This window comes from Streptomyces sp. NPDC054975, from assembly GCF_053609105.1.
On sequence record NZ_JBSGWV010000002.1, the window covers coordinates 255108 to 278108 of the forward strand.

The 23001-nt window shown below is 71.9% G+C and carries 23 protein-coding genes; 14 read left to right on the forward strand and 9 right to left on the reverse strand.

The window, feature by feature from the left end:
* Positions 1 to 12 precede the first annotated feature (12 nt).
* Positions 13 to 774 carry a helix-turn-helix domain-containing protein gene (locus ACWF79_RS03600; RefSeq protein ID WP_453726389.1) on the reverse strand — a complete coding sequence of 254 codons (762 nt, stop codon included), beginning with the start codon at positions 772 to 774 and terminating at the stop codon, positions 13 to 15.
* 234 nt (positions 775 to 1008) lie between these two features.
* Between ACWF79_RS03600 and ACWF79_RS03605 the strand changes: the two genes are divergently transcribed.
* From ACWF79_RS03605 to ACWF79_RS03615, 3 genes are all read left to right on the forward strand, one after another.
* Positions 1009 to 1680 (forward strand): DUF4097 family beta strand repeat-containing protein, encoded by a 672-nt coding sequence (locus ACWF79_RS03605; protein WP_453726390.1) that lies wholly within the window; start codon positions 1009 to 1011, stop codon positions 1678 to 1680.
* A gap of 444 nt (positions 1681 to 2124) precedes the next feature.
* Positions 2125 to 2397, forward strand: coding sequence for a hypothetical protein (locus ACWF79_RS03610; protein ID WP_453726391.1), 273 nt, complete (start codon positions 2125 to 2127; stop codon positions 2395 to 2397).
* 197 nt (positions 2398 to 2594) lie between these two features.
* Positions 2595 to 4136 carry a hypothetical protein gene (locus ACWF79_RS03615; RefSeq protein ID WP_453726392.1) on the forward strand — a complete coding sequence of 514 codons (1542 nt, stop codon included), beginning with the start codon at positions 2595 to 2597 and terminating at the stop codon, positions 4134 to 4136.
* A gap of 51 nt (positions 4137 to 4187) precedes the next feature.
* On the opposite strand, the gene ACWF79_RS03620 is transcribed toward ACWF79_RS03615, so the two are convergent.
* Positions 4188 to 5510: an ABC transporter substrate-binding protein gene (locus ACWF79_RS03620; RefSeq protein WP_453726393.1), complete on the reverse strand. Its 1323-nt coding sequence runs from the start codon at positions 5508 to 5510 to the stop codon at positions 4188 to 4190.
* 203 nt (positions 5511 to 5713) lie between these two features.
* On the opposite strand from ACWF79_RS03620, the gene ACWF79_RS03625 reads away from it, so the two are divergent.
* Both ACWF79_RS03625 and purU read left to right on the forward strand, forming a co-directional pair.
* The gene (locus ACWF79_RS03625; protein ID WP_453726591.1) at positions 5714 to 6160 is read left to right on the forward strand and encodes an SCO4402 family protein; all 447 of its coding nucleotides are present in this window, start codon (positions 5714 to 5716) and stop codon (positions 6158 to 6160) included.
* A gap of 46 nt (positions 6161 to 6206) precedes the next feature.
* Complete coding sequence (gene purU / locus ACWF79_RS03630) at positions 6207 to 7058, forward strand: formyltetrahydrofolate deformylase (protein WP_453726394.1); 852 nt, start codon at positions 6207 to 6209, stop codon at positions 7056 to 7058.
* 3 nt (positions 7059 to 7061) lie between these two features.
* On the opposite strand, the gene ACWF79_RS03635 is transcribed toward purU, so the two are convergent.
* Positions 7062 to 8321: a maleylpyruvate isomerase N-terminal domain-containing protein gene (locus ACWF79_RS03635; protein WP_453726395.1), complete on the reverse strand. Its 1260-nt coding sequence runs from the start codon at positions 8319 to 8321 to the stop codon at positions 7062 to 7064.
* Positions 8318 to 8899 (reverse strand): sigma-70 family RNA polymerase sigma factor, encoded by a 582-nt coding sequence (locus ACWF79_RS03640; protein ID WP_453726396.1) that lies wholly within the window; start codon positions 8897 to 8899, stop codon positions 8318 to 8320. The genes ACWF79_RS03635 and ACWF79_RS03640 overlap by 4 nt, the downstream gene beginning before the upstream one ends.
* Positions 8900 to 9118: 219 nt before the next feature.
* On the opposite strand from ACWF79_RS03640, the gene ACWF79_RS03645 reads away from it, so the two are divergent.
* Both ACWF79_RS03645 and ACWF79_RS03650 read left to right on the forward strand, forming a co-directional pair.
* On the forward strand, positions 9119 to 9493 hold the full coding sequence (locus tag ACWF79_RS03645) for an STAS domain-containing protein (protein WP_453726397.1): 375 nt from the start codon (positions 9119 to 9121) through the stop codon (positions 9491 to 9493).
* A gap of 51 nt (positions 9494 to 9544) precedes the next feature.
* Entirely contained in the window at positions 9545 to 10057 is a 513-nt protein-coding gene (locus ACWF79_RS03650; protein WP_453726398.1) for an EF-hand domain-containing protein, read from the forward strand.
* Here the strand turns inward: ACWF79_RS03650 and ACWF79_RS03655 are convergent.
* A complete protein-coding gene (locus tag ACWF79_RS03655) occupies positions 10044 to 11579 on the reverse strand; it encodes a class I adenylate-forming enzyme family protein (protein ID WP_453726399.1) in 1536 nt (511 codons plus the stop codon). The two genes, ACWF79_RS03650 and ACWF79_RS03655, sit on opposite strands and share 14 nt — an antisense overlap.
* Positions 11580 to 11728: 149 nt before the next feature.
* Between ACWF79_RS03655 and ACWF79_RS03660 the strand changes: the two genes are divergently transcribed.
* From ACWF79_RS03660 to ACWF79_RS03675, 4 genes are all read left to right on the forward strand, one after another.
* Positions 11729 to 12919 carry an amidohydrolase family protein gene (locus tag ACWF79_RS03660; RefSeq protein ID WP_453726400.1) on the forward strand — a complete coding sequence of 397 codons (1191 nt, stop codon included), beginning with the start codon at positions 11729 to 11731 and terminating at the stop codon, positions 12917 to 12919.
* Positions 12919 to 14061 carry an acyl-CoA dehydrogenase family protein gene (locus tag ACWF79_RS03665; protein WP_453726401.1) on the forward strand — a complete coding sequence of 381 codons (1143 nt, stop codon included), beginning with the start codon at positions 12919 to 12921 and terminating at the stop codon, positions 14059 to 14061. Before ACWF79_RS03660 ends, ACWF79_RS03665 begins: the two co-directional genes overlap by 1 nt.
* 5 nt (positions 14062 to 14066) lie before the next feature.
* Positions 14067 to 14924, forward strand: coding sequence for an acyl-CoA dehydrogenase family protein (locus ACWF79_RS03670; protein ID WP_453726402.1), 858 nt, complete (start codon positions 14067 to 14069; stop codon positions 14922 to 14924).
* Between the two features lie 482 nt (positions 14925 to 15406).
* Positions 15407 to 15862, forward strand: coding sequence for an ATP-binding protein (locus ACWF79_RS03675; protein ID WP_453726403.1), 456 nt, complete (start codon positions 15407 to 15409; stop codon positions 15860 to 15862).
* A gap of 170 nt (positions 15863 to 16032) precedes the next feature.
* On the opposite strand, the gene ACWF79_RS03680 is transcribed toward ACWF79_RS03675, so the two are convergent.
* A complete protein-coding gene (locus ACWF79_RS03680; RefSeq protein ID WP_453726404.1) occupies positions 16033 to 16959 on the reverse strand; it encodes a cyclase family protein in 927 nt (308 codons plus the stop codon).
* A gap of 101 nt (positions 16960 to 17060) precedes the next feature.
* Here ACWF79_RS03680 and ACWF79_RS03685 point away from each other — a divergent pair, with 101 nt between their 5' ends.
* From ACWF79_RS03685 to ACWF79_RS03695, 3 genes are read left to right on the forward strand one after another with little or no spacing between them, the layout of a single operon-like run.
* Positions 17061 to 18002 carry an SDR family NAD(P)-dependent oxidoreductase gene (locus tag ACWF79_RS03685; RefSeq protein ID WP_453726405.1) on the forward strand — a complete coding sequence of 314 codons (942 nt, stop codon included), beginning with the start codon at positions 17061 to 17063 and terminating at the stop codon, positions 18000 to 18002.
* Complete coding sequence (locus ACWF79_RS03690; RefSeq protein WP_453726406.1) at positions 17999 to 19054, forward strand: Zn-dependent alcohol dehydrogenase; 1056 nt, start codon at positions 17999 to 18001, stop codon at positions 19052 to 19054. The genes ACWF79_RS03685 and ACWF79_RS03690 overlap by 4 nt, the downstream gene beginning before the upstream one ends.
* A gap of 60 nt (positions 19055 to 19114) precedes the next feature.
* Positions 19115 to 20437, forward strand: a complete 1323-nt coding sequence (locus ACWF79_RS03695) for an MFS transporter (protein ID WP_453726407.1) — start codon at positions 19115 to 19117, stop codon at positions 20435 to 20437.
* A 144-nt stretch (positions 20438 to 20581) separates the two neighbouring features.
* Here the strand turns inward: ACWF79_RS03695 and ACWF79_RS03700 are convergent, their stop codons facing one another.
* The 3 genes from ACWF79_RS03700 to ACWF79_RS03710 all read right to left on the reverse strand — a co-directional run bounded on the left by ACWF79_RS03700 (position 20582) and on the right by ACWF79_RS03710 (position 22985).
* Positions 20582 to 21886: an MFS transporter gene (locus tag ACWF79_RS03700; RefSeq protein WP_453726408.1), complete on the reverse strand. Its 1305-nt coding sequence runs from the start codon at positions 21884 to 21886 to the stop codon at positions 20582 to 20584.
* Between the two features lie 44 nt (positions 21887 to 21930).
* The gene (locus ACWF79_RS03705) at positions 21931 to 22491 is read right to left on the reverse strand and encodes a DUF3291 domain-containing protein (RefSeq protein ID WP_453726409.1); all 561 of its coding nucleotides are present in this window, start codon (positions 22489 to 22491) and stop codon (positions 21931 to 21933) included.
* Between the two features lie 80 nt (positions 22492 to 22571).
* Positions 22572 to 22985, reverse strand: coding sequence for a hypothetical protein (locus ACWF79_RS03710; protein WP_453726410.1), 414 nt, complete (start codon positions 22983 to 22985; stop codon positions 22572 to 22574).
* Positions 22986 to 23001 lie beyond the last annotated feature (16 nt).

The following is a 23001-nucleotide window of genomic DNA, read 5'->3' on the forward strand; positions in this document are numbered from 1 at the left end:
GGGCCGGGTAGGTCAGGCGCGATCCGTGGGCGGCGGTGTGTCGTCGTCGCCGCCCGAGGCCGGTGCGGGCGTGGCGTAGAGGATCTCGCGGGCCTGCTCGGCGGCGCGGGAGAGGCTCTCGCCGACGAAGTCGATGAAGCGGGCGATGTTCTCCATGCGGATGGCGGCCGGGGTGTCGGGGCCGAGGACGCCGACGCCCTGCCGGGCCGTCTCGGCGAACAGGGCGTGGCCCCGGGCGGCGGCGGCCATCGACTGGTACCAGACGTCGTTGTCGACGATGTAGCGCTCGCGGCGGCGTTCGTCGCGTTCCCGGCGGACGAGGCCCTGGCCTTCGAGGAAGGCGATCGCCTTGGAGATGGACGCGGGGCTGACCTGGAGGCGCTGGACGAGTTCGGACGCGGTGAGGCTGCCCGAGTCGGTGGTGTAGAGGCAGGTCAGGACCCCGGCCATCATCTTGGGCAGGCCTTGCTGCATGAGGAGGGTCGTGAACTGCTCCTCGTACGCGCGCACGGCCTCGGGGTCGCGGCCGTAGGGCTGCGGGGGCGCCTGTGTGCCCCGGGGTGTGGCCGGCCTGCGCCGGTGGGCGCGCTGCTCGGTGGCGCGGTGGGCCAGGTCGGCACGGTAGGCGGTGGGGCCGCCGTTGCGCATCACCTCGCGTGTGACCGTCGAGGTCGGACGGTCGAGGCGCCGTGCGATCTCCGCGTAGGCGAGGCCGTCGGCCAGGCCCAGCGCGATCTGCTGGCGTTCCTGCTGGGTGAGTCTGCCTCCCGGCATCGCGTTCTCCTTCGTTCTTCCTCGCTGCGGCCAGCATAGCGTTCATTCCCGATCCAATGCAACGCTTGATGGTGAGAGCGTTGCATTAAAGTCGGCCTCGTTGCAATGAAATAGTGCCATCTACCTGCACTGATGCCCGTCGCGTGCAACGAGCTTGTTGCGCGAAGTGTGAACACAACGTAGCGTTTGCGTTGTCAGAAACACGAAGGCAAGAACGCAAACCAGGAGAGCATCATGCAGAAGTTCGCCACCACCGCCCCGATCGCCGCCGTCCTCGACATCACCGCCGGCCGCGTCCAGGTCATCGCCGCCGACCGGGCCGACGCCACGGTCGAGGTCCGGCCCGCGAACGCCGCGAAGGGCCGCGACGTGAAGACCGCCGAGCAGACCACCGTCACCTGCACCGACGGCGTCCTGCGCATCGAGACCCCGGCCGCGACGAACCGGCTGATCGGCAACACCGGAGCCGTCGAGGTGACCGTCCAGGTGCCCGCCGGCTCCCGCGTCGAGGCGAAGGCGGCCGCCGCCGAGTTTCGGGGCGTCGGGCGGCTCGGGGACGTCGTCTTCGACGGCGCGCGCGGCGCGGTCAAGATCGATGAGGCGGCGAGCGTCCGCCTCACCGCCCTCGACGGTGACGTCACGGTCGGCCGCCTGGGCGGTTCGGCGGAGATCAGCACCCAGCAGGGCGACATCCGGATCAACGAGGCCATGGGCGGCACGGTCGTCCTGAGCACCCAGTCCGGCGACCTGTCGATCGACGCCGCGCGCGGAGTCTCCGCCTCTCTGGACGCCGGCACCACCCTCGGCCGGATCAGCAACGCCCTCAAGAACGCCGACGGCGCCGCCGCCGCGCTCACCATCCGCGCGACCACCACCCAGGGCGACATCACCGCGCGCAGCCTCTGAGCGGCACGCTCCGCCCCACCCCGGCACCACCGTCGTCTCATCCGCCCAGCACCGGCACCCGGGTAAGGACAAGAGGAATGAGCACCACGCAGGACGACCAGGCCGCGGAGCAGCTCCTCCGCCGAGCGGCCTGCCCCGGCGAGCTCGTCGTCGGCGGCAAGGTCAGGCCCCGGTGGAGCGACGAAGGACGCCGGTTCTGGTGCGCGGTGAGCAACGGCACCGGCAAGCGGTTCGTACGGGTCGACCCGGCGGCGGGCCCCCGCGTGCCGGCCTTCGACCACACCCTGCTCGCCGCCGCGCCGGCCACCGCCTCCGGGCAGCAGGTCGACCCCGAGACCCTCCCGTTCCCGACCGTCGAACTGACCGGCGACGCCGTGGAGTTCAGTGCCTTCGGCACCTACTGGCGCTGCCGCCTGGACACCTACACGTGCCCGTTCCTCCCACGTGGGGCTCGCCGAACGTCCGGCAGGCAAGCTGCTGCTCGTCCACGGTGGCATGGACGACCAGGTCCACCCGGACCACACGCTTGTCGCCGCCGACAAGGACGTCGCGCTGCTCATCGTGCCCGGTGCCGAGCCCACGCTGATCGACTGTCTGTCGTACGTCCGCGCGCGCTGCCGGGACTTCCTCGTCCGCGAGCTGACCGGCACGCGCCCGCCCGCCTACCGGCCCGGAACTGCGCGCCGAGCTCTTCGCCTGAGCGCCCTCCCCCGCTGACGCGGTGACCGTGTGACAGCGGTCACCGCGTCAGCGGCATTGCAGAGGTGATCGGGCCCTGGAGGTACGGGAGTTGGTGGTGGGGCCGGTATGGGTTCGTTGTGGGTCTGTTACCGGTCTCACACGCGTGTGCGCTGCCCTGGACGCACCCGGTAGCGTGAGCCGACGATTCCGTAGGTCCATCAGTAGGAGTCCCGGTGACGCAGAGCGGACAGGGTCCGGAGCCGCAGTATCCGGCGGTACGGCCCACGCACGAAGGTGTCGTGCTGCCCGCGGAGGGCGGCGTGGAGACCGGCCAGGGCGCGGGCCCGGCCGGTGGCCTGCCCTGGGGCGGCGCCTGGGGCCCCGGTGGGGGACCGCAGGGACAGCAGCCGCCCCAGCCGTCCGCGCAGCCGCTGCCCCCGGCCCAGCCGCTCCCGCCGGAGGCCGTGCCCGGCGGGGCGTCGGACATGCAGGCGACGCAGTTCATCGCGCCCGTCCCCCCGCAGGGCGCGCCGCCCGCCGCCGGACCGGGGCCGATGCCCGGACCCATGCCAGGACCGATGCCGGGGACGCAGGGGTCCATACCCTCCGACACCCCGCCGCCGGGCGGCTACGGCTACCCGGCGAACGCCCAGCCGCAGGGTGGGCCCGGGTACGGCTATCCCCCGGCGGCGCCCGCACAGCCCGGCATGCGCCCCGGCTACGGCTACCCGCCGGCCGCCCCCGCGCCGTCCGTCGCCGACATGCAGGCCACCCAGCACATCCCGCCCGTCGCGGCCCAGGGCGACGGCTCGGCCACCCAGTTCCTCGGCACCGGCCCGCTCGGCCCGCCGCAGTCGCAGGCGCCGCAGCAGCCCGCGGGGGCGTCCGACGCGACCCAGTACATCGCCCCCGTGCCGGGGCAGACGCCCGGCGAGCGGCAGCCGCCCGCCGAGTTCGACAACCTCTTCCGCAGCGACGCCACGCAGCACCTGCCGCAGCCGCCCCGCCCGCACGCCCCGCAGCAGCAGTTCCAGCAGGCGCCGTACACCCCGCCGCAGCAGTTCCAGCAGCAGCCGCCCGTTCCGCCCGCCTTCCAGGGCGCGTACCAGGACGACTACGACGACGAGCCCGAGCCGCGCCGTAAGTCGCCCGTCGCCCTGATCGCCGCCGTCGTCGTCGGCTGCGCGGTCGTCGGCCTCGGCGCCGGCGCGCTGCTCAGCGGCGGGGACGACGACCCGAAGGACAAGGGCCCCGGCCAGAACGTGGCCGCCAGCTCCGGCGCCCCGTCGGCCGCGACGACCGGGAAGGCGGCCGACCCCGCCGAGCCGCAGGCGCAGGCGCTCGACAAGCTCCTCGCCGACAGCAACAACAGCCGCGACGCGGTGATCCGTTCGGTCGAGGCCATCAAGCAGTGCAAGAACCTCGACCAGGCCGCCACCGACCTTCGGGACGCCGCCGGGCAGCGGCGCGCCCTGGTGACCCGGCTGCAGGGCCTGAGCGTCGACAAGCTCCCCGACCACGCCGCCCTGAACACCGCCCTCACCAAGGCGTGGCAGGCGTCGGCGTCCGCCGACGACCACTACGCGGCCTGGGCGGACCAGGTGAAGGGCAACAAGAAGCTCTGCAAGGGCGGCAAGGCCAAGGGCACCACGCACACCGTCGAGGCGGGCAAGAAGAGCTCCGACGCCACGATCGCCAAGCGTCAGGCGGCGGAGCTGTGGAACCCGACCGCGGAGAAGTTCGGCCTGTCGAAGCGGGCCCCCACCCAGCTGTAGGGGGCCCGGCGGGCGGCGCGCGCTACCGGCGTACGCGCGCCGTCGGCGCCGTCACGGGGCGCTGAGGACGGTCTCGCCGACGTCGACGAAGCCGGGCTTCTGCGCCACGAGCTGCCCCTTGCGGACCACCTGGAACGTCACCTCGTGGTTGACGATCCGGGGGAAGCTGGGGGCGCCGAGCATGTCCTCGTAGCGCCAGCGCAGCGCCGGGGTGAGGCCACCGGTGTCGACCCGCACCCCGCGGTCCAGGGCGTGCGCGACGGCGGCCGCCGAGATCGATTCGCTGTCGAGCGACTCGATCACCTTCTTCAGGACCGTGTACGCGATCCAGGTCGTCTGGACGCCCGCGTCGGTCGGGTCGACCCGGTTGTCGACGAACGCGTGCTCCTTGATCACCTTGCGCATCGGCGCCCAGCGCTCGTCGTTCGCCTCCGGGTACCAGCCGGTGACGTACGCGCCCTCGAAGGGGCTGTGCGCGCCTCCGGTGCGGTCGATGACGGGCTGGCTGACGCTGCCGAGGACGGAGGAGATCCGCACGCTCTCGGCGTTCTTGGAGTCGTCCGCGTCGGACTCGCCGTCGCTCCGGCCCTCGCTCCGGCCCTCGCTCCCGCCGTCCTCGTCCGCCGGGAGGCGACGGAAGGAGTCGAAGAAGGTCTGGGTGCGCTCGCCGAGGACGGCGGCGACGCAGCCGTCCTCGGCACCGGCCTTGGAGCGGGCGCGCTCGGCCGGCGCCGTGTACTCGGCGGCGTCCTCGACGGCCGGGATGTCGGTGGCGCCGTCGTGGCTGCTCTTGCGCAGCCCGGAGTTGAGAAGGTTGGGCAGCTTGTCGCCGGAGAGGGTGTCGGGCCGGACGAGGGAGACCTTGCGGCAGGACTCGGCGAGCTGCATCCCGTGGCCGGCCATGAGCGAGGCGAGGCCGCCGTTCACGGGGTACGAGAGTGGGCTGGTGAACTCGTCCTCGGAGACGCCGTAGCCGCCGATGTACGGGATCTCGGCGGCCTCCAGGGGGGCCATGAAGGCCCGACCGTTCTGGCTGTACGAGCCGACGACGGCGACGACGTCCTCACGGACGGCCCGGCGGGCACAGGCGGCCGCGCCGGCGGAGGTGTTCTGCTCGTTGCAGGTGAGGATCTTGAGCTCGTGGCCGTCGATGCCGCCGGAGGCGTTGACCCAGCGGGCGAAGGCCTGGGCCATGGCGGGCATGCCGGGCTGGTTCGTGGCGCGGGTCCCGTCAGGCGCCCAGGTCATGACGGTGACGGGCTCCCTGGATCCCCCCGTGGTCCCAGGGATCACGCCACAGCCGGTGAGCAATGACGCCCCGGCAGCTGCCGTCGTGACATGTGCGAGGAGTGAGGTCAGTCGCCTACCGGTCATGGGCACGCACAATTCCACCTCAGGGGTAACGCAGAAGTGAGCATGGTTCAACGAGGGGTGACGTGGAGGTGAATTGCCGGGGTCACGCGTCGGGCGGAGGGGGATGGTCGGCCGATCTTGGCGGGGGAACGTACGATCGAACGGTGTCCAGTCCAGTCTCAGGTTCGGTGAACTCTTCCCGTCGCGGCCGTCGCTCCTCCACCATGGGCGGCATGCCGCTCAATGACATGCCGTGGTGGCGCTGGCGCAGCAACGTGCGCTCGGCGCTGCACATGCTCTCCGACCCCGGGTTCCACGAGACCACCTGGCTGGCCGGTCAGGAGGGGTACGGCGACGTGACCGACGCCGTCTACCGCCTGGTCGAGGACACGTGGATGGACAACTGGTCCGCCGAGAAGTACGTCGGGACGATCTTCCGGGACTCGGGCGAGGCCGCGCTGGTGGACGTGGCCGTGCTGCGGGTGCTGCGGATCATGCACCAGGTGGGGCCCGACGCGCCGTTCTCGGCGTACATGGAGCACCACGGGTGGCCGGAGGCCGTGCGGGCCGCCCGCGAGGCACACATACGGATGGCGTCGTCGGACGGCGAGGACCCGGACACACCGCCGCGCTCCCTGGACGTGCTCCGTATCATGACGGGGTCCGCCTGACGGACGGCGGCCCTGCCGTGACGGCGGGGTGTGAAAAGCTACGGGGATGACCGACCAGTACGTCCTCACGCTCTCCTGCCCGGACAAACAGGGCATCGTGCACGCCGTGTCGAGCTACCTCTTCATCACGGGCTGCAACATCGAGGACAGCCAGCAGTTCAAGGACCGGGACACGGGCCTGTTCTTCATGCGCGTCCACTTCTCCGCGGAGGAGCCGGTGACCGTGGAGAAGCTCCGGGCGAGCTTCGCGGCGGTGGGCGACTCGTTCACGATGGACTGGCACATCAACCGGGCCGACGAGCGGATGCGCGTCGTGCTGATGGTGTCGAAGTTCGGCCACTGCCTGAACGACCTGCTCTTCCGCTCGCGCATCGGGGCGCTGCCGGTGGAGATCGTCGCGGTGGTCTCGAACCACACGGACTTCGCGGAGCTGGTCGGCTCGTACGGGATCCCGTTCCGGCACATTCCGGTCACGAAGGAGAACAAGCCGGAGGCGGAGGCGGAACTCCTCGACCTGGTCCGCACCGAGAACGTGGAGCTGGTGGTCCTCGCGCGCTACATGCAGGTCCTCTCGGACGACCTGTGCAAGCAGCTGTCGGGCCGGATCATCAACATCCACCACTCCTTCCTCCCGAGCTTCAAGGGCGCCAAGCCGTACCACCAGGCGCACGCGCGTGGCGTGAAGCTGATCGGCGCGACGGCCCACTACGTGACGGCCGACCTCGACGAGGGCCCGATCATCGAGCAGGAGGTCGAGCGCGTCGGCCACGAGGTCACCCCGGACCAGCTGGTGGCGGTCGGCCGCGACGTCGAATGCCAGGCCCTGGCCCGCGCGGTCAAGTGGCACGCCGAACGCCGCATCCTGTTGAACGGCCGCCGCACCGTCGTCTTCGCGTAACCCTCACAGCCTGCTGAGCGAGGCCGCCGCGAAGAGGACGTCGCGGATGGCCTCGCGGTCGCCGTCCTGGCCTGCCGCCGCCTCTTCCGGAGGGACGTGGCCGGCCAGGAGCTGGCAGAACTCGACGCCGTCCATCGCCACCTGGGCCACCGCGTGGTCCGGGGAGCCGACGGCCGCAGGGGAGTCCAGGGCGATGTACCAGTGGCCGCCGCCCGAGCCCTCGACCTCCAGGTGGAGCGAGCGGCCGGGCGCGCCCGCCGTGACCAGGTGGCGCGGCGGGGAGGCCAGGCCCGCGCGGCGCCGGTCGGCCAGGGCCGCCGGCAGCAGCCGGGCCGCCAGGTCGATCATGCTGTGCAGGTGCGTCCCGCTCGGCGGCTCGTACGGATACGCCACCGCGTTCGCGATGTCGTCCGCGTGCAGCCAGCACTCGAACGCCCGCTCAAGCAGCGAGTCCCGCATCGGCAGAGCGAAGTCGCCGTAGGTCACCGTCAGGTCCGCGACGCCCCGCCCCGCGAACGACACCGTGCGGATCAGGGCGTGGCTCTGCTCGCGCCACGGCTCGCGCACCCCGCGCGTCGGCGGGTGGTACGAGCCCCGCCAGTACGCCTCCGTACGCTCCGTCGGCGTGACCTCCGTCGCCTTCGGCCCCAGCGGGTCGTCCAGACCGAGCGCCGTCGACACCAGGCCGTCCACGGTCAGCAGATGACCGATCACCCCGGCCACCGTCGTCTTGCGCGTCACCGGACGCTCGCCGTCGAACCACTTCAGCCGCACCGGCGCGTGCCACTCCGACTCGCCGATGTCCCGCAGCAGGGCGTCCAGCCGGGCCGTCTCCGCGTCGTACGGAGTCGCCCAGCTCGGCACCGGGATACGGGCGGGGCGGCGGCCCAGGCAGTTCTCCAGGACCCGGGAGCGCAGCAGCGGGTCGAGGTCCAGGTCCCGCTCGGAGTGCAGCAGCCCGACCGCGTCCCGCAGCCGCAGCGCCTCGTCGGCGCACGGAGCGCATACGGTCAGATGGTCCTCGACCGCCTGGGTCTCCTCCGGGGAGCACGCCGAGAGCGCCCACGCGCCGAGGAGCGACTTCAGGACACCGTGCGGCGGGGGAGGGAGGGGCCGCGGCTCCTCCGGCGGCTCCGTCAGGCTTCCCACCGGCACTCCCACCGGCCCTCCCGCCAGGTCCGCGTGGTCGTCCGCCGCCGCGCGCGGGCCCGGTATCCGGGGAGCGCGCGCCACGTCGTCGGGCGTGTCGTCCGGCCCGTTCACAGCGAGCGTCCGTACCCGGGCGGCGAGGACCCCTCCAGCGGGCGGGTGTTCGCCGTCGACAGGAGCTGCAGCCCGAGCCGTAGCCGGCGCCGCGCCTCGTCCTCCGTGACCCCGAGGTCGGCCGCCGTCTGGCGGTAGTCGCGGCGCTGGAAATACGCCAGTTCCAGCGCCGCCCGCAGCGGCGCCGGCATCGAGGTCACGATGTAGTCGGCGCGGGCGGCGACGGAGGCCCGGCGCACCTTCTGCTCCAGCTCCTCCGCCGAGCCCTCGCCGGTCTCCGCGTACGCCGTCGCCTCCGTCTGCCGCAGCCGGTACACGGCCTGGCGCTGGGTCAGCTTCGCGACCCAGGAGCGCATGTTTCCCTGCTTGGGGTCGTAGGCGTCGGGGTTCTCCCAGATGTAGCCGAAGACCTCGCGGGTGACCTGGTCGGCGGCGCCGTCGTCGTCGAGGACACGGTGGGCGAGGCTGTGCACCAGGGAGGCGAACCGGTCGTAGAGCTCACCGAGCGCGGCGGCCTCACCGCGCGCCAGCCGCTGCTGCATCCTGCGGTCCCAGCGCGGTGGTGTGTCCTTCGCCATGCGTCGACCTCCCGACCGAGTTCCCCTCCAAAGTAATGGGCCGTCCGGCAGCGCACTCCCCTTTGTGACAAGTAAGCCCCCAGCGCCGGGAGGGATGGTAAGGAAAGCGCCATCCACGGGCCAGGGGGTTTCGAGTCGCGACAGCGGGGCAGCGGGAGGGGACGGGAACGACCGCCTCCGCTTGAACCCACCGCTTCCTCCCCCCGAAGGGCGCGACGCGTGAACCTCCACGTCGACGTAGAAGAGCAGGGCCCCTGGACCGTACTGCGGATCCGAGGCGAAATGGATCTGCTGAGCTCCCCTCTGGTCAGGAGACGCGTCCACGACGCGGTCGCGGGCGGCCGGCACGACGTCGTCCTCGACCTGTCCGGCGTGATCTTCTGCGACTCCAGCGGGGTGGGCGTGCTGATCGCCACGCGCCGGCTGATGCGCTCCTGCCAGGGCCGACTGCACGTCGTCCTGCCCGCGCGGGGCTCGGAGGACGCCTCCCACGTCAACCGCGTCCTGGCCGCGCTCGGCGTGCGCCGCCTCTTCGACGTGTACGGGGACGCGGCCGACGCCGTCGACGACGCGGCGGTCCCGCTCTCCGCGTGACGCCCGCCCGTCCTCTCGGCACGACGGCGCGGATCGTCGTACCCTCCCTGGATGGAGCCCATGGAAACCGAGCAGGACCCCGGACAGCTCTACGAGCACCGGATCGCCCGCCGTTTCGCCGCCTTCGACCAGGACGGCGACGGGACGATCTCGCGCGAGGACTTCAGTACGGCGGCGAAACGGATCCTGACGGAGTTCGAGGTCCCCTTCCGCTCCGACCGGGGCCAGGCGCTGTGCGACGGCGCCGAGGCGTTCTGGCAGGGCATGGCGGGCATGGCCGACGTCGACGGCGACCAGAAGGTCAGCCGTGAGGAGTTCCTCGGCGGCGCGGTGAAGCGGCTGCACGACCACCCGGAGCGGTTCGCCGAGATCGCCCGGCCCTTCCTGCACGCCGTCCTCACCATCGCCAGGACCCCCGCCGACGTGGAGCGCGCTCTTCTCGCCCTCGGCATCCCGCCGGTGCCGGCCGCGCTGAGCGCCCGTACGCTCCCGACCGTCGGCGCGGGCACGGTCGACGAGCAGGCGGCGGTGGACGCCTTCGCCCACTACTTCATGACGGAGTAGCCGAGCCGTAGCGTTCGCGCAGCTTGTACTTCAGGACCTTCCGCAGCGTCTCGTTGCGCGGCAGGGCCTCCACCACCTCCAACTGCTCCGGCAGCTTGTGGACGGAGAGGCCCTGCGCGCGCAGGAACTCCGTGACGGCCGCCAGGGTCAGCGGCGCCGCTCCCGGGGGCTGCTCGATCACCGCGCAGACGCGTTCCCCGCGATCGGCGTCCGGGAGGCCGACGACGGCCGCGTCGCCGACGGCCGGGTGCTCGTGGAGGAGGTCCTCGATCTCCTTGGCCGAGATGTTCTCGCCCTTGCGGATGATGATGTCCTTGATCCGTCCGGTGAGGACGAGATGCCCGCTCGGGGTCAGCCGGCCCACGTCCCCGGTGATCAGGAAGCCGTCCTCGTCGAAGGCGGCGGCGCTCTGTGCCGGGTCCAGATAGCCCTGGCAGACGGCCTCGCCGCGCAGCCGGACCTCCCCGTTCCCCGAACCGTCGTCGGCGATCCGTATCTCCATGCCCTGCGGCGGCCGCCCCTCGGTGGTCGCCAGGTTCTCCGCCGTGTCGTCCGGCGAGCCCATCGTGATCATGGGGACCTCGGTCATGCCGTACCCGTGGGTGAGCTGGCAGCCCATCTCCCGTACGACCGCGTGGTAGACCTCCGGCGGCTTGGGCGCCCCGCCGCCCGCGAGCAGCCGCAGGCTCGGTATCAGCTTCTCGCCGGGCGGCAGTTTGCGCTGCTCGGCGAGGAACATCGAGTAGAAGGCGGTGGATCCGCCGGCCACGGTCACCCCGTGCCTGCGGTACTCCGCGAGCGCGTCGGGCAGTGCGAACTGTTCGAACATCACCGCCGGGAATCCGTACAGGAGGAGCATCACCGTGTAGTCGGGCCCGGCGATATGGGCGTACGGGAAGGCCATCGAGCCGATGTCGTCCTCGGTGAGGCGCAGCGCGTGGGCGAGGCAGGAGCCGCCCGCGATCAGGGAGCGGTCGGTGTGCAGGACGCCCTTGGGGTCGGAGGTCGTGCCGGAGGTCCAGTAGATCCACCGGACGTCGGTGCCGTTCGCCGGCGGGGACGGCAGGACGGCCGGGTCGCCGTCGGGCAGTGACGCGGGGCCGTACGCCTCGAAGACCCCGCGCGCGCCCAGACGGCGCGCCATCTCCGTGTGGTCGAAGCCGCGCCACACGCCCGGTACGGCGAAGAACTCGGCCTTCGACTCGCGCAGCGCGAAGCCGACCTCGCGGTCCCGGTAGAACGGGATGACCGGGGACTGCACGGCGCCGAGGCGGGCGAGCGCGAAGGAGAGGACGGCGGTCTCGATCCGCGTGGGCAGCTGCCAGGCCACGACGGTGCCGGGCCGCACCCCCATGCCGTGAAGACCGGCGGCGCACCGCTCGGCGCGGTCGCGGAGTCCGCCGAAGGTCAGCGTCCTGTCCTCCTGGAGCAGGACGGGCCGGTCGGGGGTGAGGGCGGCGCGGCGGGCGACCAGCTCCCAGAGAGTGCGGGAGGCGCCCAGGGTGTGTGCGGTGTCGGTCACGACGATCCCCTCCGCTTCCGAAGCTGACGGCTAGTCAGATTGGGTCGAGAGCGTAGAGGTCCGCCGCTTGTCGGTCCAGGGGTCCGGGGCTAGCCTGAGACCGATCGGTATCTGACGGGCCATCAGAAATGGAAGAGGGTCTCAGTCTCATGGCGGAACTTCCACGGATCATCAGCGTCGACGACCACGTGATCGAACCGGCCCACCTCTTCAAGACCTGGCTGCCGGCCAGGTACCGCGACCGCGGACCCCAGCCGCTCACCGCCGGGATCGGGGAGCTGGCGTACATCGGCGGCAAGTACCAGATCACGATGGACCCGGACGGACCGCCGACCGACTGGTGGATCTACGAGGACCTCAAGTTCCCGTACAAGCGGAACATCGCCGCCGTCGGCTTCGACCGGGACGACATGACCCTGGAGGGCATCACCCGCGAGGAGATGCGACGCGGCTGCTGGGACCCGGTCGCGCGGCTGAAGGACATGGACCTCAACCACGTCGAGGCGAGCCTCTGCTTCCCCACCTTCCCCCGCTTCTGCGGCCAGACCTTCGCCGAGGCCCAGGACAAGGAGGTCGCCCTCGCCTGCGTCCGCGCCTACAACGACTGGATGGTCGAGGAGTGGTGCGGCGACAGCGGCGGCCGGCTCATCCCGCTCTGCATCATCCCCCTCTGGGACATCGACCTCGCGGTCGCCGAGATCCGGCGGAACGCGGCGAGAGGCGTCAAGGCGGTCACCTTCTCCGAGATCCCGACGTACCTCGGCCTCCCCTCGATCCACTCCGGCTACTGGGACCCGTTCTTCGCCGTCTGCCAGGAGACCGGCACGGTCGTCAACATGCACATCGGCTCCAGCAGCCAGATGCCGGCCGCCTCCCCGGACGCCCCGCCCGCCGTCCAGGCCTCGCTGAGCTTCAACAACGCGATGGCCTCGATGATGGACTTCCTGTTCAGCGGAGTGCTGGTCAAGTTCCCGACGCTGAAGCTGGCCTACAGCGAGGGCCAGATGGGCTGGATCCCGTACGCCCTGGAGCGCGCCGACGACGTGTGGGAGGAGCACCGGGCGTGGGGCGGGGTGCGGGACCTGATCCCGGAGCCCCCGTCGACGTACTACTACCGGCAGATGTTCTGCTGCTTCTTCCGCGACAAGCACGGCATCGCCTCGCTGGACGTGGTGGGCCGGGACAACGCCACCTTCGAGACCGACTACCCGCACGTCGACTCGACCTTCCCGCACACCAAGGACGTCGCCCTCGACCACGTCCAGGGGCTCGACGACGAGACGATCTACAAGCTGATGCGCGGCAACGCCATCCGCATGCTGGACCTGGGCATCGTCTGATGGACCTCGCGGACGGTGCGCAGGAGGCGGAGTTCCGGGCGCGGCTGAGGTCGTGGCTCGCGGGCGTCCTGCCGACGCTGCCGCCGAAGCCCGACCCGCTGGACTGGCCGGGGCGGCGCGCGTACGACTGCGGCTGGCAGCGGCGGCTGTACGACGCGGGGTACGCGGACGTCCACTGGGACGCCTCGCCGACCCAGCGGCTCATCTTCCTGGAGGAGACCGAGCGGGCCGGCGCCCCGTACGTCGGCGCGAACTTCGTCGGGCTGCTGCACGCCGGGCCGACGATCGCCGCCGAGGGCACGGCCGAGCAGCGCGAGCGCTGGCTGCCACCGGTGCTGCGCGGCGACGAGGTGTGGTGCCAGGGCTTCAGCGAGCCGGACGCGGGCTCGGACCTGGCGTCGCTGCGGACGCGGGCGGTACGGGACGGCGACCACTACGTGGTGAGCGGCTCGAAGATCTGGACCTCGCACGCGGAGGTCGCCGACTGGTGCGAGCTGCTCGTACGGACGGACGCGGGCGCGTCGTCGAAGCACCGGGGGATCACGTGGCTCGCGATGCCGATGGACGCGCCCGGGATCACCGTACGGCCACTGCGGACGCTGGCCGGGTCGACGGAGTTCGCGGAGATGTTCCTCGACGAGGTCCGGGTGCCGGTCGCCAACCGGGTCGGGGACGAGAACGACGGCTGGCGCGTGACGATGGTGACCCTGTCGTTCGAGCGCGGCACCGCGTTCGTGGGCGAGGTCGTCGCCTGCCGGCGGGTCCTCGGCGAACTCGCGGCTGCGGCGAGGAAGAACGGCACCTGGGACGACTCGGGCCTGCGGCGACGGCTCGGACGGCTGAGCGCCGAGTTCCGGGCGCTGTGGCGGCTGACCCAGTGGAACGTGAGCGAGGCGGAGGGGACGGGGGCGGGCGGGGTGCCGGGGATCGGGGGCTCGATCTTCAAGCTGCGGTACTCGCACGCGCGCCAGGAGCTGTACGAGGCGGCGGCGGAGGTCCTGGGGCCGGACGCGCTGGACCTGGGGCGGGACTGGACGCTCGACCGGCTGTCGTCGCTCTCGTACACGATCGCCGCCGGTACCTCGCAGATCCAGCGGAGCATCGTCGCCGAGCGGATACTCGGCCTGCCGAAGGGGCGGTGAGTCTTGTGGACTTTCGGCTGACGGGCGACCAGAGGGCGTTGCAGGCGGGGCTACGGGAGCTGCTGGAAGGGCGCTTCGACCGGGACGCGCTGCGGGCCGCGGTGGACTCCCCGGGCCTCGACCGTGCGCTGTGGCGGGAGCTCGGAGCGGCCGGGTTCTTCGCCCTGCGGGTGCCGGAGGCGGAGGGGGGTGTGGGGTTGGGCCTGCCGGAGGCGGTGCTCGTCTTCGAGGAGGCGGGGCGGGCTCTGCTGCCGGGGCCGTTGATCGCCACGCATGTGGCCGCCGGGTCCGTGGACGGGGCCGCGGAGGGGGAGGTGGTGGTGACGGGGGTCGATGGGGGGCTTGTCGAGTGGTTGGACGAGGCGGACGTGGTGCTGGGCGATGTCGCCGGGGCCGTGCCTGTGCGGTCGGTCGATCCGCTCACGCCCTTGCATCGGGTGCCGGGTCGCGTGGGTGCGGGTGCGGTGGTCGCTCTCCTCAGCGCCGCCGAGCAGCTTGGGAGTGCTGGGCGGACTACCGGGATGGCCGTCTCGTATGCCCGTACGCGGGAGCAGTTCGGGCAGGTGATCGGGGGGTTTCAGGCCGTCAAGCATCTGTGTGCGGAGATGCTCGTACGGACCGAGGTCGCCAGGGCGGCTGTCTACGGGGCTGCCGTGACCGGCGACCCCGTCGAGATCGCCGGGGCCAAGTTGCTCGCCGACGAGGCCGCCGTGGCGTGCGCGCGGGACTGCCTGCAGGTGCACGGCGGGATGGGGTTCACCTGGGAGGCGGACGTGCACCTCCATCTCAAGCGGGCGTGGGTGCGGGCCGGGAGGGGGCTCACGAAGGCGGCGGCCGAGGAGGCGGAGGCGGCCGCGCTCTAGGGTCTTTCGTTTGGATCAGGCCGGATCAGGGCGCGGTGCCAGACCGCGCGAGCCCGGCCTGATCCAAACGAGAGGCCCTGGGCGCCCGGTGTGCGGGCGCTCACGCAGCGTCGATATCGGGTTGTGTCCTTCGGGCGGGCCGTCACGGCCCGGAGTCGGGGTCCCGCTCCGGTACTCTCCGTGGGATGCGAGTGGTTGTGAGCCCGGATCGTCCCGGTGTCGCCGAAGCGGTGACCCCGGATCGGGCGATGCCCACCGCTCGTACCCCGTGGAGGCGCAGGACGCCCTCCTGTTCGACTCCCCGCAGCGTGCGTCGCACAGTATGGACCATGCGTACTCCTTCGCGCTGGAATATGCCCGAAGCGCTTGTTGCGGTGACTGTACGTCAACCATGCTGTCTCACAAGGGAATCACGTTCCGTAAGGGCGTCGATGGCTGTGAGGCGCGAGGCGATGTGTCCGCCGGTTCGGATGGTGTGAGCGGTGCAGGTGCTTCAGGTTCAGTTGGAGGTCGGGCCGGACCCGGCGGAGGTGGGGCGGGCCCGGCGATGGGCGCGTTCGAGGCTCGCCGGATCGGGCATAGGGGATGACGAGCCGCTGGCCGAGACGCTGGTGCTGCTCATCTCCGAGCTCGTGACCAACGCGGTCGTGCACACGGGCTGTCCGGCCGTGCTGCGGATGCTGTTCGGCGCCGGCTGTCCGGAGGCCGGGACCGTACGGGTGGAGGTCGCCGATTCGAGCGACCGGCCCCCGCGGCCCCGGCACGCGCACGGCGATGACACCAACGGGCGCGGGCTCGAGCTGGTGGACGGCCTGGCCGACCGGTGGGGATGGCAGCGCGAGGGCGCGGGCAAGAGCATCTGGTGCGAGGTGGACCGGGGCGCGCCCAAGCCGTCCGAGGCACCGGCGGCCACCCCGACCGCGTCGGTGCCCTGTTGACGGTTCGTGCCGTTTTGTTCACCCTGGGATGAGCGATTCGACGTGAGGGGACGACGAGGGCGCCATGCTGCCCTCGACGAGTGCGGGTCGTGTCCGGGGTGGCGGCGGGCCGTGCCGTGCTCGGGGCGCGCGCGAGTGCGTCGCCACCCCCGCGTATGCCTTCCCCCGATTCAGAGAATCGCGACCGGGGCCACCGGTGTGCCCGTACCGCCGACGAAGGGCTCGGGCATCGCGGAGAGCAGGAAGGCGTACTGCTCGCGCTGTGCACAGGCTGTGGACAGACTTTCCAGATTCCAGTTCTGCCCCTGGAGCATCCCCATCTCGACAAGGTCGAGGGCGTGCACCGGCAGCCAGAGGTTCTCGACCTCGGGCGGGAAGATCTCGAACGTGAGCGTGTCGTTGGCGACGGCTGCGACGTCGCGGGCGTGGAACCACTCGGGCGTACGCAGGGAGAGGCCGGGGGAGGGGAACGCGTAGGCGTGCTTGTCCCCGGCGAGGTACTGCTGGATCTGCCCTGTCCGTACGAGGACCACGTCGCCGGCCCGGACGTCCACGCGGCCGAATTCCGCCGCCTCGTCGAGGTCTTCGGGGGTGACCGCGTGGTCGCCGGGAAGCCGGTCGAGCCCCTTGGCGGCGGCCACGTCCAGCAGGACACCGCGGCTGACGATGTGGCGTGCGGTGTGGATGCCGCTGTACGCGGAGCGGCCGTGCGGGGTGATGGTGGCGGCGGGGCGGCCGTTGTAGATCTTGCCCGAGTGCGAGACGTGGGTGAGGGCGTCCCAGTGGGTACCGGCCTGGAGCCCGAACGTCACGGCGTCGTCGCTGGTGGCGACGGTGCCGGGGCCGAAGAGCTCCTGGTTGATCTGGACCATGACATGGAGCGGGTTGACCCGGCCGGGGATCATGCCGGTCTGCACGCCGTCCTGCTGGAGGTCGAGGGCGAGAGGGACCCGGTGGCCGGAGCGGACGGTGGCGACGGCGTCGCGTACGACGTCGTCGGTGATCAGGTTGAGCGTCCCTATCTCGTCGTCCTGGCCCCAACGCCCCCAGTTGTTCACGCGCTTGGCGATGTCGTGGAACTCGGCGGAAAGTGACATCGGGACCTCCGGGGTCTTGTTTTCCGGTATCTGACGGACCGTAGAATCCAGCTGACGAACGAACCTAATGGACCGTCAGAAAATGCGGGAAGGGGCCGGGCGTGGGGAACTTCTTGGCAGGCAAGGTCGTGGCGGTGACGGGCGCGGGGCGCGGGATCGGGCGCGCGGTCGCCCTCGCCTGCGCGGCGGAGGGTGCGAAGGTCGTCGTCAACGACTACGGCGTCTCCGTCGAGGGCGGGGAGCCGACGTCGGAGGTCGCGCAGTCGGTGGTGAAGGAGATCGAGGCGGCCGGGGGCTCGGCCGTCGCCGTCGCCGACGACATCTCCACGATGGCGGGCGGACAGCGGATCGTCGACGTCGCGCTGGCCGAGTACGGGCGGATCGACGGGGTCGTGTGCGTGGCGGGGATCCTGCGCGAGCGCATGCTCTTCAACATGTCCGAGGAGGAGTGGGACCCGGTCGTCGCGACCCATCTGAAGGGGACGTTCACGGTCTTCCGGGCGGCGTCCGCGGTGATGCGGAAGCAGGGCGCCGGGACCCTGATCGGCTTCACGAGCGGCAACCACCAGGGGTCCGTCGCGCAGGCGAACTACTCGGCGGCCAAGGGCGGGATCATCTCGCTCGTACGGTCGGCGGCGCTCGGGCTGCACAAGTACGGGGTCACGGCGAACGCCGTGGCACCGGTGGCACGGACCCGGATGTCGGCGAACGTACCGATGGAGCTGAAGGAGATCGGCGAGCCGGAGGACGTGGCGGCGCTGGTCGTCTACCTGCTGTCGGAGCGGGCACGGGCGGAGAGGATCACCGGCCAGGTGTACACGATCGCCGGCCCGAAGATCGCGGTGTGGGCCCAGCCGAGGGAGTTGCGGGCCGGCTACGCGGAGTCGGGCGCGTGGACTCCGGAGCGGATCGCGGACTTCCTGCCGGGGACGGTGGGGACGGACCCGATGCCGATGCTGGCGCGGCTGGAGGAGATGGCCCGCGCCGCCGCGGAGGGCTCGCGCCCGAACGCGGCCAACTCACCCAAGGGGGAGGGGCGATGAGAGGCGTCGTCTACGACGGCAAGCACGTCCAGGTCGTCGACGACCTGGTGGTACGGGACCCCGGGCCCGGCGAAGTCCTCGTCGGCGTCCGCGCCGCCGGGCTCTGTCACAGCGATCTCGCCGTCATCGACGGCACGATCCCCTTCCCCGCGCCCGTGGTCCTCGGACACGAAGGTGCCGGGGTGGTCGAGGCCGTCGGGCCGGGTGTCGGTCACGTGGTCCCCGGCGACCACGTCGCGCTCTCCACGCTCGCCAACTGCGGCGCCTGCCCGGACTGCGACCGCGGCCGGCCCACCATGTGCCGTAAGGCCATCGGAATGCCCAAGCAGCCGTTCTCCAGGAGCGGTTCGGGACAGGCGCTGTTCCAGTTCGCCTCGAACTCCTCATTCGCCGAACGGACCGTCGTCAAGGCCGTCCAGGCCGTGAAGATCCCCTCGGACATCCCCCTCACCTCCGCCGCCCTCATGGGCTGCGGCGTCCTCACCGGCGTCGGCGCCGTCCTCAACCGCGCCAAGGTCGACCGCGGCGAGACCGTCGTCGTCATCGGCACCGGCGGCATCGGGCTCAACGTCCTCCAGGGCGCCCGTATCGCCGGCGCGCTCACCATCGTGGCCGTCGACACCAACCCCGCGAAGGAGGAGACCGCCCGCCGGTTCGGCGCCACCCACTTCCTGGACTCCACCGAGCACGTCCGCGACATCCTGCCCACCGGCGCGGACCACGTCTTCGAGTGCGTCGGGCACGTGGGCCTCGTCCGGCAGGCGATCGACCTCCTCGACCGGCACGGCCAGGCGATCCTCCTCGGCATGACCGCGCCCACCGCCGAGGCGACCTTCCCGCCCGCCGCGATGTTCCTCGACAAGTCCATCCTCGGTTGCCGCTACGGCTCCTCACGCCCCCAGAAGGACATCGCCCTCTACGCCGACCTCTACCGCGAAGGCCGCCTCCTCCTGGACGAACTCGTCACCGCCACCTATCCGGTGGAGGAGTTCGCCCGCGCGGCGGAGGACGCCGAGCGGGGCAAGGTCGCACGGGGCGTGCTGACCTTCTAGCGCCACGGCGGTGAAAAACCCGTGGTGGTCCAGACCTCTTCGCTGATAGACCTCGCGTCCGTGACGGACAAGCGAGCGGACCACTACGCGGACTCGACGGACAAGGTCGGGGCGCCGGCAGGCGGGGCTTCGGACGGCGTTCACGCGGCGCCTTCCGGGGCCACGACCGGCGTTCCCGCGGCACCTTCGGGGGCCTCGACGCTGTGGAACCGTAACTTCCGGCTCTTCTTCGTCGCCCGGGCCGCCGCCGTCTTCGGCGAAGGCATGGTGCCCGTCGCCCTCGCCGCCGGTCTGCTCGGGGCCGGCCACCCCGACTCGTCCGTCGGATACGCGCTCGGCGCCTGGATCGGCCCCTTCGCGCTCCTCGTCATCTTCGGCGGCGTCCTCGCGGACCGCTTCACGGCCCGCCGGATGATGATCCTCGCGGATCTGCTGCGGCTGCCCGGCGCGGCCGTCCTCGCCGTCTCCTTCACCGTCGGCAGCCCGCCCGTCTGGCTCGTGTACGCGCTCAGCGCCGTCAGCGGAGTGTGCGCCGCCCTCTTTCAGCCCGGCGTCGCCTCCACGATCCCGCGCATCGCCCCCGACGTGCAGCGCGCCAACGCCGTCCTGCGGGTCGTCGAGTCCCTGATGACGATGGCCGGGCCCGCCGTGGCGGGTGTCCTCGTCGCCCTCTCGGGCGCGGGGGCCGCCTTCTCCGCCAACGGCGCGACGTTCGCCGTCAGCGCCCTCTGCCTCGCCCTGACGCGGATCCCCGCGGTGCCCGGCGACACGGTCGTACGGGGCTCTCTGGGTGCCGAACTGGTCGTCGGCTGGCGGGAGTTCCGTGCCCGGAGCTGGCTGTGGGGGGTCATCGCGATCTGGACGGTGTACGGCCTGACGGTCGCCGGTCCGATGGTGCCGCTGACCGCGACCCTGGTGACCGGCGACCACGGCTCCGCCACGTACGGCGCGCTGATGGCGGTGAGCGGCGCGGGCAGCGCGGCCGGCGGCCTGCTCGCCCTGCGGCTGCGCCCGCGCCGCCCGCTCGCCTCGGGCGCGGTGGCGCTGCTCGGCCTGCCGGTGAACCTCGTGCTGCTCGGTTCCGGCGCGCCGGTGGCGCTGCTGTGCCTCGGCCAGTTCGTGGGCGGGGCGGCGTTCGCGTACTGGCTCGTGATGTGGTCCACGTCCGTCCAGACGCACGTGCCCCAGGAGGCCCTCAACCGGATGCACGCGTACGACGTGGCCGGATCGCTGCTGATGATGGCGGCGGGCCGGGCGCTCGCGGGCCCGGTGGCGGAGGCGGTGGGGACGGAGGAGGTCCTGCTGGCGGGGGCGGGGATCGCGGTGCTCGTGGTGGTGGCGCTGCTGCTGGTCCGGCCGATCAGGACTCTGCCACGGGCGTAGGCGCGCGACGACCGGGGCGTCCTGACGACCGAGCCGTCCGGCCGCCGCGCTGCGGGGCGCGGCGACCGGACGGGTCAGGACTTCCGACGGGTCCTTTCCGACGGGTCACCTCCGAAGGTCAGGACTTCTCCCGGCGGGGACGGCTCAGATCTTGTCCGTCCTGGGCGCCGGCGTGATGCTCACCAGCAGGCAGGCGCAGGCGGCGAGGGCCGCGCTGGCCAGCGTGGCCACGGTGTAGCTGCCGGTCAGGTCGGCGAGGGTCGCCCCGGCCTGGCTGCCGATGGCGGTGCCCGCCGCGTGCACGGCCCACACCAGGCCCATGCCCGTACCGCGCACCCGCTCGGGCAGGGCGCTGGCCGCCCACATCGTGGTGGCGACCACGGTGGCCAGGTAGCTGATGCCGAAGATGACGCCGAAGACCATCACCGACACCGACTGCTCGGCGACGCTCACCAGCACCATGGCCGCCCCGCGCAGGACGTACGCACCGACGAGGACCGCCTTGATCAGGCCACGGTCGCACAGCCAGCCGGCGAGCAGACCGCCCGCGACCTCGAAGATGCCCAGCAGCATGATCGCCGTCGAACTGGTCGTCTCACCCATGCCGTGGTCGTGCATCATCGGCATGAAGTGCACGTCGATGAAGGCCATGGTCACGCCGCAGGAGAAGAACGCCAGGGCCAGCACCCGCAGTTCGCGCACCGCGACGGCGGCGCGGAGCCGCTGACCGAAGGTGAGCTTGCGCAGCGCGGCCTGCTGCACCTTCTCCGCGGCCTCGGCCTCGGCGCCGAGCTCGGTCGCGGTGGCCTCCTCCTGCGCGTCCTGGCCGGTGATACGGGCGGAGCGGCGGGCCGTCAGCACGGCGAGCGGGGTGAGCCCGAAGAGGAAGACCACGCCGGTGGCGAGCAGCACGGACTGCCAGGAGACCTCGGTGCCCAGCCAGGTCCACAGCGGCACCAGGACGATGAAGCCGACGGCCGCGCCGTTGGTGAGCAGCGCGTACATCAGGCCCTTGCGGCCGTGCCGGAAGAGTTCGTCGACGAGCACGCCGAGCGGCACGAACGACAGCATCGCGAAGGCGAAGGCCGCGACAAGGCCGTAGACGACGACGAACAGCCACAGCTGCCCCGCCAGCGCGCAGCCGACGAAGGAGACACCGGCCAAGGCGGTGCCGATCGCCAGGGTGGCGGCGCCGCCGAGCCGGTCGGCGAGACCGCCGACGAGGGGCGAGGCCACCGCGGTCGCGACGGCGAACAGGGTGGTGGCCGTGGCGACGGCGCCGCGGGAGCTGTCGAAGGTGTCGGCTATGGGCAGGAAGTACACCTGGATGGTGTTCTTCAGCGACGAGCCGGCCAGCGTGAGCAGGAAGGCGGAGGCGGCGAGCAGCGGCAGCAGCAGGCGGCCGGCGGTGGGGCGCGGGGCGTGGGGACGCAGTCCCGTGGAGGTCATGTCGGGGGTTCCTGTCGCAGTGGGGACGGGCAGGGCGGGAGCCCTCAGGCGGAGACCGCCGGAGCGGCGATCGGGCGGCGCACGCGGTAGGGGGCGCCTGCGGCGTCGAAGGCGTCCCGGAAGTCGAAGGCGTGCGGCGTGGAGCCGTGGGTGTCGATGTGGTCCAGGCGATCGCAGGCATCCTGCCAGGTGGGCACGGTCCCCTCGGGCACCCACCAGGCCGCGTAGAGCCGGTTCGGCAGGTGGACGAACCATTCGCGACGATTACGCAGCGCGTGCAGGTGGATGTCGGAGTACGCGTAGGCGAAGACGGACTCCAGGTCCTCCCACAGCGAGAGGGTCGAGGCGCGGGTGTCGGTGTCGTCCTCGCGGCCGCCGGTGTAGAAGGAGGGCGCCTGGAAGGTGCCCCAGTCGCCGTAGTCCCGGCCGAAGTTGGTCCATCGCGTGGTGACGGTGTCCACGGCGGTGGCGCGGGATATGAAGCCCGGGCTGGTCTCGGAGGCGCCGAAGACGAGCGGCTCCAGTTCGTTGAAGGAGTCGTTGTCCGCGTGGGCGTAGGGCTTCTTGAGCACGGCGAACGTGGTGAAGGCGACGGCGTGAGCCACAGCGAGTACCTCGGATGGGGAAGGGGCGGGACAGCGACGGGGGACAGGCAGGCGTACGGGAGGGGAGAGGCGCGGACGTTCTAGCGGAGGGCCGGCCCGTCCGTGGGGCCGTGGGAGAGCAGCGCCGTCAGCGGGTCGCTCAGGCACCGTGAGGCGAGGGTCAGGCGGGAGCGGGCCAGGCGGTGGGGCAGCCGCACATCCGGCCGGTCGAGCAGGACGACGAGCTTCCAGGAGTCCAGCGACCGGCACTGGCCCCGCGGCAGTCCACCGGCAAGCGGCAGCAGGCTCACAGCCCGCCATCGCTCCTCGAAGCTGCGCGCCGTGACACGGGCGCCGGTGTCCGGCGCACACAGGTCGGGCCGCAGGTGGAACGACCAGCGCCGGGCGCCGGCGTCGCACTCCCAGTGCCAGGCGGCCTCCGGCACGAGCGCACCGTGGGCGTCCGACCTCAGCAGGCCGCGGAACTCCGGCGACGGCGCTTCGTGGGCGTACATGCGGACCTCCTCCTCT